The following is a 13,402-nucleotide window of genomic DNA, read 5'->3' as shown; positions in this document are numbered from 1 at the left end:
GGCACCGGCTGCGGCCCGAACCGCGCCGGGCGCGGCGCCGACGGGGCGGGCCGGGCGCATCGACGTCCACCACCACTCGATGCCCGACGAGGTGCGGGCCTGGCTCGTCGGGCACGGAAAGCTGCCGCCGGTGGGCGGCCCGCCGTACGCCACCGGATCGCTGGGGGCGACGTTGGACCTGATGGATCGTGCCGGCATCGACACCGCGATCCTGTCCGCGGCGATCCCGAGCGAGTTCGCCCCCACCCCACCGCAGGCCGCCGAGCTCGCCCGGCTCGCCAACGACGGCCTCGCGCAGCTCGTCCGGGACCGGCCGACCCGCTTCGGGCTGCTCGCGAGCATCCCCCGGGCGACGCCCGAGACGGCCGTCGCGGAGATCCGGCACGGCTACGACGACCTGCACGCCGACGGTGTGCTGCTGATGGCCCACGACGGTCAGACCTATCTCGGCGATCCCTCCCTCGCGCCGATGATGGCCGAACTGAACGCGCGCGACGCGGTCGCGCTGGTGCATCCGTTCAACGTGCCGGGTGCCACCGACGTAGGAATTCCGCCGTTCGTCGCCGATTTCCTCGCTGACACCACCCGCGCGGCGATCCAGCTCGTCGTGAGCGGCACGCTGGACCGCTATCCGCGCATTCGCTGGATTCTCGCCCATGGCGGCGGCTACTTTCCCTACCAGGCCGCCCGGCTCATGCTAGGTCGCGGCCTCGGTTATGGCGTCGACGCGGCGACCGTCGAAGGGGCGCTGCGTCGTTTTCACGTCGATACCGCGGCGCCGATGTCGCCGTACAGCACCCCGACCCTGCTGGCCACGATCGGCACCGAGCGGATCCTCTACGGCTCGGACTACAACGCCGTGCCCGCCGAGACCGCGCTCGCCGGCCGGGACGCGTTTCTCGCCGATCCGGCGCTGAACCCGCGGTCCCGTCAACGGATCGCCCGGGACAACGCGCTCGCGCTGTTCCCGTCGATCGCCGCCCGGCTGCGAGCCGCCCACGGGTGACGCGCGGGACCGCCCCGCGGGCGTCGTCGCGAATACTGGGCGTGGGCGTCGGGCCGGTCCCGGCGCCCACGATCCCGCGGACACACGAGGAGGTCCCCTGTGACGGCACTGGCGCCATCCGGGCGGCAGGCGAAGCTCGTGCACGACGACAGCAGCGTCATCATCACCGAGGTCGGCGGCGGGCTGCGGGAGTACCGGGTCGGTGAGCGGGCGGTCCTCGACGGCTACGACGCCGACGCCATGGCCAGCCGCGGGCGCGGGCAGCTGCTGCTGCCGTGGCCCAACCGCATCGCCGACGGCCGCTACACCTTCGACGGCGCCAGCCAGCAGCTGCCGATCAACGAGGTCGCGCTGCGCAACGCCAACCACGGCCTGACCCGCTGGTCGGCGTGGGAGATCGAGCAGTCCGCGCCCGGCGAGCTGCGCGCGTCGTTCGTGCTGCGCGCGCAGAGCGGCTATCCGTTCACCGTCGGGTTCACCGCCGAGTACCGCCTCGACGCCGCTGGCCTCGCCGTCACGATCACGGCGACGAACCTGGGGGACCGGCCGGCGCCGGTCGGCCTCGGCGTGCACCCGTACCTCGTGGTCGCCGGCCCGGGCGGCGCCCCGGTGCGGGCGGACGACGCGGAGCTGACCGTGCCCGCGGCCACCCGGCTCGTCACCGACGAGCGGCTGATCCCAACCGGCACGCGGGCCGTCGCCGGCGGCGAGTTCGACTTCCGCGCCCCGCGCCCGATCGGCCCGCTTGTCCTGGACACCTGCTACACCGATCTCGTCGCCGACCCGGACGGGCGGACCCGGGTCCGCCTCGCCGCACCCGGCGGCAGCTCGGTGACGGTGTGGATGGACGATGCCTGGCAGTACCTCCAGGTGTTCACCGGCGACACGCTCGGTCCGGACGAGCGGCGGCGCAGCGTCGCCATCGAGCCGCTGACCTGCCCGGCGAACGCGTTCAACAGCGGCGACGGGCTGCGGGTGCTGGCACCGGCGGAGTCCTTCGCCGGCAGTTGGGGCATCCAGCCCGCAGGCCCCGCCTGACCGGTCCGCCGAGCACCCGTCCGGCCGCGTCCACCGGCGCGGCCGGACCAGTCCTGTCCTGGCCGGACCGCACAGGGACCACTCACAGCAGCCGTGGACCAGCCGGCTCCGCAGGTTACGGCAGGCACCCCTGCTGACGACTTCCGTGTTACGCGATATCTCCGCGCGATATTCCCGATACCGGCCACCAGGGTGACACGCTGGCCGCACAGCGCAACATGTTGCGGCAGATCCTGGTGAAGAAAAAATTTTGTTCCGCCCGACCTCGCAGTCGGAAGAATTTCTTCGACACTATCGCCCGGGATCGCTTCCGACCGCGCGGCCGGGCGACACGAGAGACATCGACACCGCCGCCTCATCAGCGAAAAACGGCGCGGAGCTAGTTCCGCAGATCTGCGCTGCGCTCCGCGTGACAGACGTAGATGCGGGGTCTATGGTGCATTCCAGCCGCGTTCGCGGAGTTCGGATGCACCGGAGCATCCCCCGGAAGCCCGCGGCTACCTCCATCTCGTACACGACGTGTGCATCCATCATTACTTGTTGTTTCAACACGAAACACGGCCCAGTCGGGGGATGAACGTGACAGCACGCTCCACACTGGTTCGGCAGCGCACGCGCCCGGACCGGTCAGCCAGCCCCCGCCGGCTGTTCGCCCTGGGCGCCGCCGCGGCGATGGCCGCCCTCGCCGCCGGTTGTGGCTCGTCGGGCTCGTCGGGTTCGACCCCCGCCGCGCCCACCACGCAGGTGGTGACCAGCATGAGCGGAGAAAAGGTCACGGTCCCGCTGAGGATCGACCGGATCGCCGAGCAGTTCCCGGCCCACACGGTGACCGACATCATGCTCGGCGTCGGCAACAAGCTGGTCGCCATCCCGCAGAACGTGAAGACGATTCCCTTCCTGCGCAAGGTCTTTCCGGATATCAACAGCAAGCCCGAACTGTTCCGCAACGGCGGCAAGGTGAACATGGAGGAGCTGCTCAAGCTCAAGCCGGACGTCGTCTCCACGATCAGCGGCGGCGCGACCCTGACGCCGTTCACCCAGGCCGGGCTGCCCGCACTCGACATGGACTTCAACACCTTTCCGGAACTCGTGCCGTCCATCACGCTCGCCGGCACGGTGTACGGCGGCGCCGCCGCGGCCAAGGCCAAGGAATACGGCGACTACGTCAACGCGAAGCTGTCGATGGTGCAGTCACGGCTCGCCAGCCTGACCCCGGCGCAGAAGCCGAGTGTCGTGCACATCGCCAGCTACCCTCCGCTCGTCGTGGACGGCGGCCCCTCGCTCATCGGCGGCTGGATCAAGCTTGCCGGCGGCACCGACGCGGCCGGCGCCGTCAAGGGCACCCACGTCTCCGTGTCCATGGAGCAGCTCCTGCGGTGGAACCCGGACGTGCTGTAGTCGACCAACGAACCCGGAAGGACCGCGCTCCGGCGCAGCGATGACCATGCAGATGCAGTTCGGACTGCCCGGCGGACGCGGCGATCTCGACAGTTCCGCCGGCAACTCCGCGGTGGAACTGGCCCGGATCTCCGAGTCCCTCGGCTATGACAGCCTGTGGTTCACCGACGGCCATCTGGACTCCGTCGGCTCCCGGCGGGTGACCGCCCGGGCGGCGCCGATCCCCCTGGCCACCGCAGTGGCCGCCGTGACCCGGCGGATCTCCCTCGGGTTCACCGCCCTGCACCTCCCCCTGCACGACCCGATCCGCCTCGCCGCCGACCTCGCGACCCTCGACCGGCTCTGCGGCGGGCGGGTCATCCTCGGCGTCGGCTGGCCGCTGGCGGCCTACGCGCAGGCCTACCGCGGCGACGACGCCCAGCCCGACGCGACCCACCCCGACGCGCCGGGTGCCGACGACCTGCCCGAGGCCCTCGACACGATCGTCGGCTACTGGCGGGGCCGCACCCGCACGGTCGGCGGCGCGCAGTACCGGGTCGGCCCGACGCCGGCCCAACATCCCCATCCCCCGATCGAGGTCGCCGCGCGTACCGACGAGTCCGTCGTGTGGGCCGCGAGCCGCGGGTACGGGCTGTCGCTGTCGGCGGTGGCCACGACCGAGTCGGTCGCGGCGAGCGTGCGGCTCTACACCTCCCACGGCGGCCAGGCCGCCGACGTCCGGGTGGAGCGGTTCTGCCTGGTCGCCGAGTCGGACGGGGCCGCCGTCGAGCGGGCCACCCCGATCGTCGTGCGGCTCACCCGCCGGCTCGCCGCCCTCGGCGGCGACGAGCACGGGCATCAGACGGTCGGCACCAGCGACTTCGACCCGGGCCGTTTCCAGGACGACACGGCGATCATCGGCGGGCCCGCCACGGTCGCCCGCCAGGTGGCGCTCCTGCGCGACGAACTCGGCGTGCGGCGGGTGAACCTGCGGCCGTCGTTCAGCGGCACCGCGTCGCTCGCGCTGCAACAGAGCACGGTGCGCCTGTTCGCCGGTAAGGTGCGACCGCTGCTGGCCCTGCCGACGATCCACCGGGTCAGCCGATGACAAGTCCTCTCGTCACCGCGGACCCGGCGCCCGCTCTCGACGAAGACCGGGCGTTGGACGTGGCGGGGCGGATGCGCGCCGGCGTCGCCGAGAATTTCCGGGTCGTGCTGCTCGCCGTCATCCTGCTCGTCCTGGTGGTGATCTCCTTCGGGCTCGGCCGGTACTCGCTCGGGCCGCTGACCGTGCTGCGGGTTCTCGGGCACGAACTGTTCGGCATCGGCGACCCGGTCTCCGGCCAGAACCGCGCGGTGGTCATGGACATCCGGATGCCGCGGATCCTCGCCGCGCTGCTCGTCGGCACCGCGCTGGCCTCCTCCGGCGCGGCCTACCAGACGATGTTCCGCAACCCGCTGGTCTCCCCGGAGATCCTGGGGGTCGCGGCGGGCGCCGGCTTCGGCGCGAGCGTGTCGATCCTCCTGCACCTCGGCACCACCGAGCTGCAGATCATCTCCTTCAGCTGCGGGCTGCTCGCCGCGGTCCTGGCACTGACCATCGCCCGTTTCGTCGGCAAGGGATCGCTGATCATCCTGGTGCTCGGCGGCATCATCATCGGCGCGATGTTCAACGCGCTGATCTCCAGCGCGCAGTACTTCGCCAATCCGGAGACGACGCTGCCGGAGATCACGTTCTGGCTGTTCGGCAGTCTCGGCCGGGCCAGCATGCACAGCCTGATCGTGCCGGGGATCATCGTGGCGATCTGCCTGGTCGCGCTGGCCTCGGTGCGCTGGCAGCTGACGGTGCTGGCCACCGGCGACGACGAGGCCCGGTCACTCGGCGTCAACCGGACGCGGATCTGGGCCCTGACGATCGGTGCGTCGACGCTCATGACGGCGACCGCGGTGAGTGTCGCCGGCATCATCGGCTGGGTGGGCCTGGTCGTTCCGCACCTGGCGCGCTTCTTCGCGGGGCCGTCGTTCAACCGGCTGCTGCCGGTGTCGGCCCTCATCGGCGCCAGCTACCTGCTCGCCGTCGATGACGTCGCGCGCACCGCGACCTCGATGGACCTGCCGCTGGGCATCCTGACCGCCCTGATCGGCGCGCCGTTCTTCGTCGCACTGCTCGCGAAGGCGGGACGCCAGTGGCTCTGAGTCCCCCGCCACGCAGCGCGGGCGGCGTATCGCCCCCGGATCCTGTTCCGACCGGCGCGGCGGAGATCGAGGTCAGCGGCCTGTCGTTCCACTACGGGCGCACCGGCCACCGGTTGACCGACGTCAGCCTGACGGTGAACGCCGCCGAAGTCTGCGCCCTGCTCGGGCCGAACGGCGCCGGCAAGACGACGTTGCTGCGCTGCATCCTTGGCTTCCTTAAGCCCAGGGCCGGCACGGTGCGCATCCGCGGAGAAGAGATCGGCTCTCTCGCCCCGCGCGAACTCGCCCGGCGGGTCGCGTACGTGCCGCAGTCGACCTCGTCGCCGTTTCCGTTCACCGCCCTGGACATCGCCGTCATGGGTCGCACCCCCTACCTGGGCGTTCTCGAGTCTCCGTCCGCCCGCGACCGGCGCGGCGCGCTGGCGCAGCTCGACCGCCTGGGCATCGCGCACCTGGCCGAGCGGTCCTTCGCCGCGCTGTCCGGTGGCGAGCGTCAGCTGGTTCTGCTCGCCCGCGCGCTCGTGCAGCGCGCCGCGATCCTCGTCCTCGACGAGCCGACCGCCGCGCTGGACTACGGCAACGAGGTCCGCACCCTGCAGGTCGTCGCCGAACTGGCCCGCGAGGGCCACACCGTGATCATGACCACCCATCAGCCGTCGCACGCGCTCACCTACTCCAACCGGGCGGTGCTCATGCGCGGTGGCGCGCTGATCGCGGACGGCCATCCCGACGACGTCGTGACCGGCGAGCGGCTCAGCGATCTCTACGGCGTGCCCGTGCACGTCGCGGGGGTGACGCTGCCGCCCGGCCATGGCCGGCGCGAGATGCGGACGTGCGTCCCCATACCGACCTCACCCGTGGCGGCCCTGTCCCCGCCGCTTCCATTCCAGGCAAACACTGGTGCCGACTGATCCCGCCAGGCGGGTAATCCGGATTTAACCTCGCGACCTATCCGGAAAGCCTCCCCCGACCGCCTCCGGTCCGATATTATTCAGTTCACAGGCTCGTCCGGTCCACGGGCCGATCTGACAGACGCGACGGCAGCTAAAGTCGCAAGAACAGTGGCCGGAGCGGGAATCCGCCCGACCCGCACAATGTCCCTGGCGTCGCCACCCAGGAGCACCTCTCCGAGCATTTCGGATCTTATTCATGGTGATTCCTGGCGGTCGACCCGATCCTGCCTCACCGGCGCCCGCCACTCGGCCCGCACGTGTCAGGAGGAGATGAGAGATGGCCTCGTCCGAGATCGTCGTCGATCCGGCCAGGATACGGCAGTTCGGAGACCCAACCGGCACCGTCTTCTGCCTGGTCACGAATGCGGCTCTACTGGAGCACATCAAGCTGGCCAAGACCGCGCCCTATGATGACTACCGGATCCTCGACTTCCACGGAGGCGAGGACGAGTTTGCCCGGTTGATGCGGGAAGATGTTCCCGAGCAGGCCCACGTGCTGGTAATGTCTCCCTATCACTTCTTCCAGTCACCACCGGTGGATGTGCTCGGGCCGCGGCGCAAGCTGCTCGGCATGGCCTGCAACTCCACCCCGACCGACGTCGAGACGCTGCGCCATTTCCTGCGCTGCGTCGAGGCGACGGACCCCCAGGCCCAGGAGGACTTCTCCGACCGGTTCTTCAAGCTCGCCGAGCGTGGCGAGACGCTGGAGTACCGGGACGAGCGGCACGGCACCGTCGCGGTCCTCCGCCTGTTCGACCGTGAACTGGTCTGGAACCAGCAGGCCGGACTTGTCGGCTGGGGTGAACAGCAGATCGTCCCCGCCGGCGAGATCAGTGTGCTTCCCATCGAGATCAGGGAGTTCGAGGACTACCTTCGGCTGCCTCTCGACGGGGAAATCGTCATCCAGGGCAACCCGATTCTTCACTCCGGTACGCCGTCGTTCTCGCGGCGCGACCAGGAGCGCATTCACAGCAAGCTCTGGCCGCTCATTGATTTCGCCGTCGTGGCCCAGGTCGACAACGGCCTAATTACCAAAATGACTTCCCCGGACCCGGCCGGGGGTGCTATCCTGGAGATGTTCGAAGCGCTCTTCGAGGTAGATTCCAGATACCGCATAGTCTGGGAAATCGGCCACGCGCTCAACACCACCCTGGACCTGCTTCCCGGCAATCACGCGATGAACGAGGTCTACGGGGCGACCCAGGGCTGCCTGCACTGGGGAATCGGCCTCACGCCCTTCACCCAGTATCATCTCGACATCATTTCGCCGGGAACAATCGTCAGCAACGAGCTGGGCGACGTACTGCTCGGCGTTCCGTCGGGCAAAACGCCGACGGCGCCCCCCAAGAGTCCGGTCGGGTTGGCCACCTGATCGGCCGGGACGAGGGTTTCCCTCGTCCCTCCCCCCGCATCCCGCGGAACCCCGGAAGGAGGTGATCACTGTGGAGAAGGTCGCGCAGAAGAAGATCCAGGTGAAGAAGAACGACCGCTACCTGGGCACCCTCCTCGGCTGATAGCCGCGGTAAGGAGTGGGCCGGCTGGACCGGGCCGGCCCACTCCGACGCCCGATCCCGGTCCCGCCGTCCCGCTTCGTCGCGCCCCGGGTGGTCCTCATGGCACAGTTCCTCGTGCGTCCCGACCTGCACCGCGAGTTCGCCGACCCGCACGCCGTGTTCTGCCTGCTGACCCAGGCCGACCGGGCGGCCGAGTTCGAGCTCGCCCCCAGCAGCCGTTACGGCACCGTGGTGCACCACACCCTGGCGGCCCACGAAGCCCTGGCCGATGCTCTTCCCGCGCTGCCGGCCGACGCCGACGTCTTCGTCGTCTGCCCGGACCGCTTCCTCGTCTCCCCCGATCCCGCCCAGCTCGGCGCGGGCCGGCGGCTCTCGGTGATGCCGTGCGGCTCGACGCCCGTCACAGACGCGCACGTCGCCTACTTCCTCGACGTCGTCGAGCGGACCGACCCGCAGGCGCTGGAGGCCGCCGCCGACCGGCTGTTCGAAGCCCTGGGCGACGCCGACGAGGTGCTTCTCACCAGCCCCGCCGAGGGCGCCTCGGCACGCTTCGGCGTTTCGGGCGGCTACGAGTGGAACCAGCAGGCCGGCGCGCTGACCGCGGGCGAACAGCAGATCGCGCCGTCGGGGGAGGCCAGTGCCGCGCCGACGGGCCTCTACCGGTTCGACACGACGCGGCGCCTCGCCCTCGACGGGCGGATCGCCCTGCTCGGGGCCCCCATCGTGCACCGCGGTGACGATCCCGCCGTGCGGGGCGAGCAGGCCCGGATCTTCGCGGACCTCGACGTGCTGCGCACCGCCACCGTCCTGCTCGACCTCTCGGGCGGCCTGGTGACCGGCGTGACGGCGCTCGAGCGCGCCGGCCAGCCAGCCGTCGACGCGCTGGAGAAGCTCTACGCCGCCGACGAGGACTACCGGGTCGTCTGGGAGTTCGGCATCGGGCTCAACCCGGTCCTCGAGCAGCAGCCCGGCAACTGCGGCCTGAACGAGATGTACGGCTCCGTGGGCGGGGTCGTCCACCTTGGCTTCGGCCTGACCCCGTCGACCCGCTACGCGCTGACCTTCACCTGCGCCGACACGGTCATGACCGACCCGGAGTCGGGCTCGCGGATCGCCGGCCCCGCCGCGCCGGGGCCGGTGCGGCGCCTGCACCGCCAGCGCACCCCCGGCTGCGGCTGCTGAGCGGCGACCAACCCCACCCGTTCACCGGGCGTGACCTGCCCGGCGCACCACATCACCGACCGCACATCTTCACATCCGAAGGTTCCGCGGCGGCCCCCAGCCAGGCCGGCGGCATCGGAACCGCAGACTGGAAGGGAGACCCCGCGATGAACGACGACCCGCGCAGTTGGTACCTGGACCCGCGGGCGGCCGCCGCCGCCCGCGCCGCCGACCTCACGGACCTGCGCAAGCAGGTCGACGAGATGCTCGACGCCATGATCGCCAAGTTCTACGCCGAGATTCCGTACGCGGACCACCAGGCGCGCGGCGACGAGATCAACATGGCGTACTACAAGCGCCACAACATCGAGACGATCCTGCGGCTGCGCCGCAAGCGGACGATCGACGCGCTCGCCATCGGCTACTTCACCAAGCGCGACCCGGTCCGCGGCGCGTCGTGGGCGCACTACGTCGAGGACGAGATGCTCCACGACGAGTGGTTCGCCGGTGATCTCGGCCGCGTCGGCCTGACCAAGGACGAGATCTACGCCACCGAGCCGTTCCAGGCCACCAAGCTGCTCACCGGCTACCTCCAGTACGGCATGGAGTTCGAGGGCACCCCGCTGGCCCTGCTGTGCAGCGTGTACTTCGTCGAGTACACGACGACGAAGACCCAGCCGTCCTGGGTGCGCAACCTCGAGGAGAAGCTCGGCCGGGACAAGCTCGCCGGCGCGCGGCGCCACGTCGGCACCGACATCGCCGACGAGCACGCCGACTTCGTCTGGGGTGTGCTGACCTCGCTGGTCGCCTCCGGCGCGGACGAGGCGAAGGTGCTGGACCACATGAAGATCGTGGCGAATCTGTGGGTCGCCTACTTCCTGGAGCTCTACCAGGCGGTGGTCGCGCCCGCGACCAGCTCCTTCGAGGCGGCCGGCACCCTCGCCGGACGGTTCGCCTGACGCCGGTCCGTACCGCACCCACGGGGGAACGGTCATGGCACAGGTAGGCACGTCCACGGAACCGGCCGCCCGGCATTCCGTGGTCAGATTCACCCGCGAGGACTCCCCGCTGGGCCTCTCGGAGGAACGGTGGCTGCGGGAGGGCCTGGTCGCGGCGCTACCGGACCTGCGGATGGCGCAGCTGTTCGCGTCGCGCCCCGATCTGCTGCACGAGGCGGAGCACCTGATCGTCGGCGTCGAGCGGGACAGCGGCCAGCCGGTGTCCGCGCTGGGCGCGAGCTGGGAGCACACCACCGACGGCCGGCGCTTCCTGCACATCGGCGTCCAGTTCGTCGCGGCGACGCTGCGCGGCGGGCAGGTGTTCAGCACGAGCTGGCTCGCGCTGCTCGAGGAGGTCATCGCCACCGGCGGTTTTCCGGTGCTCTCCGCGCTGCGCACCTACAACCCGGTCGCCTACTGTGCGATGCGGGCCTACGGCGAGCTGCCCGGCGCGGTGATGTATCCCCGGGTGGAACGGAACGGATCCGCGCCTGGCGGCGGATCCGGATCCGGCGGCCCGGACGAGCACGATCTCGGCGTGCGGGCGCTGGCCGGCGAGATCGCGGCGACGCTCGCCCCCGGCGCGGCGTTCGACCCGGCCAGCGGACTGCTGGCCGGCATCGGCGTTCCGCGCGAGCTCTACCGCGAGCGCCCACTCGGCGCCGACGCGGCGGTCAACGCACACTTCGCCCGCCACACCAGCCCCGGCGATCGCATTCTCTGCGCGGTGCACGTCCACGATCCGGCCACCGCCGAGGCGATCGTCGCGAACTTCGAACGCCGCTCAGCGTGGCCCTCGTCGTAAGGAGCACACAGTGGCAACCAGTCTGGATCTGACCGGCAAGGTCGCGGCCGTCATCGGCGCGGCCTCGGGGATCGGGCAGGCCATCGCGATCGGCCTCGCCGAGCAGGGCGCCGTCGTCGAATGCGCCGACGTCGACACCGTCGGCCTGGAGCAGACCGTCGCGGAGATTCTCGCCGCCGGCGGCACCGCGAAGGCCTCGACCGTCGACGTGCGGTCCTCCGCCGAGGTAGACGACCTGTTCGCCCGGGTCGTCACCGACCGCGGCGGCCTCGACATCGCCGTCGGCACCCCCGGCATCAACATTCGCAAGCCGCTCGTCGACTACACCGACGAGGAGTACACCGCCGTCACCGACGTCAACCTGCGGGGCAGCTTCCACGTGCTGCGCGGCGCCGGGCGGATCATGGCAGCACGGGGCGGCGGCAGCATCATCGTCATCTCGTCGATCAGCAGCCGGGCGGTCGAACCCGGCCAGGTGATCTACGCGGGGACGAAGGCCGCGCTGGCGCAGATGGTCCGGGTCCTCGCCGCGGAGCTCGGGCCCGCCGGCGTGCGCGTCAACGCCATCGCCCCCGGTCCCGTCGAGACGGCGCTGACCCTGCCGATCCGCTCCTCCGCCGGCTGGGCGAACGCCTACTCCGAGAAGGTCGCGCTCGGCCGCTGGGCGAAGCCAGCCGAGATCGCCGGACCGGCGCTGTTCCTGGCCTCCGACGCCGCCACCTACGTCAACGGCGAGGTGCTGTACGTCGACGGCGGCTGGATCGACCTCGACGCGCGCTTCGCCGACGAAAAGGTCGTCACCGCCGAGTAGCGGCGCGCCGCACCACTAATACCAGGCCCCGTTCCTGGCGGGGCCGCATCAACACAGGGGGATGAGGGAGTGGATATCGCCATCGTCGGCGCGACGGGTGTCGTCGGCCGGGAGGCGTTGGGGCTGCTGGAGGCCGGGTTCCTACCCGACCTCGGGCGGGTCGTACCCGTCGCCTCGGCCGGCTCCGCGGGCCGTGACCTGGGCGAGGAGTTCGGGCTGACGCTCAAGGTCGAGCCGGTCGTCGCGCTGGAGCGGTTCGACCCGAGCACGGTGGACGTCGCGGTGTTCAGCGCCGGCGCGCCGATCAGCACCGCCTGGGCGCCCCGGTTCGCCGCGGCGGGCGCCCTCGTCGTCGACAACAGCTCGGCGTTTCGGATGGAGGACGACATCCCGCTCGTCGTCCCGGAGGTCAACCCGCACACCCTGCGCGCCCGCCCGCCGCGCGGCATCGTGGCCAATCCGAACTGCTCGACGATCCAGCTCGTGCGGGCGCTGCACCCGCTGCGGGAGATCGGCGAGATCGAACGGGTCATCGTCGCCAGCTACCAGTCCGCCTCCGGTGGCGGCCTGCGGGGCCTGGGCGAGCTCGCCGACACGACCCGGTCGCTGCTCGACGGCGCCGACCCGGCGCGGGACACCCCGGGGAAGTTCGGCCAGCCCCTCGCGTTCAACCTGATACCCGAGATCGGCATGCGCGACGACGAGGGCCACACGCACGAGGAACGCAAGCTGCGCCGCGAACCCCGCAAGATCATGGAGATGCCGGGCCTGCGGGTCGCGGCGACCGCGGTGCGGGTCGCGGTCGTGAACGGCCACTCCGAGGCGGTGCACGTCGAGTTCGCGGACGAGGTGTCAGCGGCCGACGCCCTCGCCGCGCTGCGCGCCGCACCGAACCTGCGCGCCTACGGCGACGACGAGGGCTATCCGATGCCGCGGTTCGTCTGCGCGTCACCGACCGAGCGCCGGCTCGTCCACGTCGGCCGGGTGCGCAGCGACCCCGACGATCCCCGCGCGCTGTGGCTGTGGGTCGTCGCCGACAACCTCACCGTCGGCGCCGCGCTCAACGCCCTGGAGATCGTCCAACTGGCCGGCGAGATGTCATGGCTGTGAACGACTCGGACAACGCCGCCGGCTCGAACGGCACCGCCGGCTCGAACGGCACCGCCGGCTCGAACGGCGACCCCGGGGCGGGTGCGGCGGCGGACGTCGTCGTGCTGAAGTTCGGCGGGGCGTCGTTCGCGGCGCCCGGCGCGCACCGGCTGATCGCCGCGCACGTGGCCGGTCGGCTGGGTGGGTTCGGCCCAGGGCCACGCCACGCCGTCGTGGTCGTCAGCGCGGTCGCCGGCGAGACGGACCGGCTGTCCGCGGCGATGCGGGCGGTGAGCCCCGACCCGGACCGGGAGCTGCTCGCTGCCGCGCTGATGACCGGCGAGACCGTGAACGTGGCGCTGATGACCGCGGCGCTGCGCGAGGCAGGGCTCGACGCGGTGCCTCTCGACGCCGCCGACACCGGCTGCGCGGGCATCGGCGAGCCCCACCACGC

General features: G+C 71.2%; 13 protein-coding genes. All 13 read left to right on the top strand.

The window, feature by feature from the left end; all coding sequences use genetic code 11:
- The coding region (locus MXD58_RS08605; RefSeq protein ID WP_250609175.1) for an amidohydrolase family protein at positions 1-1,006 on the top strand (1,006 nt) is incomplete at its 5' end.
- A gap of 99 nt (positions 1,007-1,105) precedes the next feature.
- Positions 1,106-2,044, top strand: a complete 939-nt coding sequence (locus tag MXD58_RS08600; protein ID WP_248837946.1) for an aldose 1-epimerase family protein — start codon at positions 1,106-1,108, stop codon at positions 2,042-2,044.
- Positions 2,045-2,623: 579 nt separating this feature from the next.
- On the top strand, positions 2,624-3,442 hold the full coding sequence (locus MXD58_RS08595) for an ABC transporter substrate-binding protein (RefSeq protein WP_250609174.1): 819 nt from the start codon (positions 2,624-2,626) through the stop codon (positions 3,440-3,442).
- Positions 3,443-3,494: 52 nt separating this feature from the next.
- Complete coding sequence (locus MXD58_RS08590; protein ID WP_250609173.1) at positions 3,495-4,529, top strand: LLM class flavin-dependent oxidoreductase; 1,035 nt, start codon at positions 3,495-3,497, stop codon at positions 4,527-4,529.
- Complete coding sequence (locus MXD58_RS08585; RefSeq protein ID WP_248837943.1) at positions 4,526-5,617, top strand: FecCD family ABC transporter permease; 1,092 nt, start codon at positions 4,526-4,528, stop codon at positions 5,615-5,617. Before MXD58_RS08590 ends, MXD58_RS08585 begins: the two co-directional genes overlap by 4 nt.
- The gene (locus MXD58_RS08580) at positions 5,608-6,528 is read left to right on the top strand and encodes an ABC transporter ATP-binding protein (protein ID WP_248837942.1); all 921 of its coding nucleotides are present in this window, start codon (positions 5,608-5,610) and stop codon (positions 6,526-6,528) included. The genes MXD58_RS08585 and MXD58_RS08580 overlap by 10 nt, the downstream gene beginning before the upstream one ends.
- Before the next feature lie 319 nt (positions 6,529-6,847).
- Complete coding sequence (locus MXD58_RS08575) at positions 6,848-7,942, top strand: hypothetical protein (protein ID WP_248837941.1); 1,095 nt, start codon at positions 6,848-6,850, stop codon at positions 7,940-7,942.
- A 241-nt stretch (positions 7,943-8,183) separates the two neighbouring features.
- Entirely contained in the window at positions 8,184-9,266 is a 1,083-nt protein-coding gene (locus MXD58_RS08570) for a hypothetical protein (RefSeq protein ID WP_248837940.1), read from the top strand.
- Positions 9,267-9,412: 146 nt separating this feature from the next.
- Positions 9,413-10,204, top strand: a complete 792-nt coding sequence (locus MXD58_RS08565) for a hypothetical protein (RefSeq protein WP_248837939.1) — start codon at positions 9,413-9,415, stop codon at positions 10,202-10,204.
- A 34-nt stretch (positions 10,205-10,238) separates the two neighbouring features.
- Complete coding sequence (locus MXD58_RS08560; protein WP_248837938.1) at positions 10,239-11,048, top strand: hypothetical protein; 810 nt, start codon at positions 10,239-10,241, stop codon at positions 11,046-11,048.
- A 10-nt stretch (positions 11,049-11,058) separates the two neighbouring features.
- Entirely contained in the window at positions 11,059-11,859 is an 801-nt protein-coding gene (locus MXD58_RS08555; protein ID WP_248837937.1) for an SDR family NAD(P)-dependent oxidoreductase, read from the top strand.
- A 69-nt stretch (positions 11,860-11,928) separates the two neighbouring features.
- Entirely contained in the window at positions 11,929-12,969 is a 1,041-nt protein-coding gene (locus MXD58_RS08550; RefSeq protein ID WP_248837936.1) for an aspartate-semialdehyde dehydrogenase, read from the top strand.
- A partial coding sequence (locus MXD58_RS08545) for an amino acid kinase family protein (protein ID WP_250609172.1) occupies positions 12,960-13,402 on the top strand: 443 nt, incomplete at its 3' end. The genes MXD58_RS08550 and MXD58_RS08545, both read left to right, overlap by 10 nt.

The sequence above is a fragment of the Frankia sp. AgKG'84/4 genome, assembly GCF_023242965.2.
Taxonomy (GTDB): Bacteria; Actinomycetota; Actinomycetes; order Frankiales; family Frankiaceae; genus Frankia.
The sequence above is the reverse complement of the archived record's forward strand: the minus strand, read 5'-3'. Positions and strand labels throughout refer to the sequence as shown.

Bases quoted from the DNA above. Each gene is read 5' to 3' on its own strand.
- MXD58_RS08575 (WP_248837941.1), top strand. From the start codon at position 6,848: ATGGCCTCGTCCGAGATCGTCGTCGATCCGGCCAGGATACGGCAGTTC.
- MXD58_RS08585 (WP_248837943.1), top strand. From the start codon at position 4,526: ATGACAAGTCCTCTCGTCACCGCGGACCCGGCGCCCGCTCTCGACGAA.
- MXD58_RS08565 (WP_248837939.1), top strand. From the start codon at position 9,413: ATGAACGACGACCCGCGCAGTTGGTACCTGGACCCGCGGGCGGCCGCC.
- MXD58_RS08560 (WP_248837938.1), top strand. From the start codon at position 10,239: ATGGCACAGGTAGGCACGTCCACGGAACCGGCCGCCCGGCATTCCGTG.
- MXD58_RS08590 (WP_250609173.1), top strand. From the start codon at position 3,495: ATGCAGTTCGGACTGCCCGGCGGACGCGGCGATCTCGACAGTTCCGCC.
- MXD58_RS08570 (WP_248837940.1), top strand. From the start codon at position 8,184: ATGGCACAGTTCCTCGTGCGTCCCGACCTGCACCGCGAGTTCGCCGAC.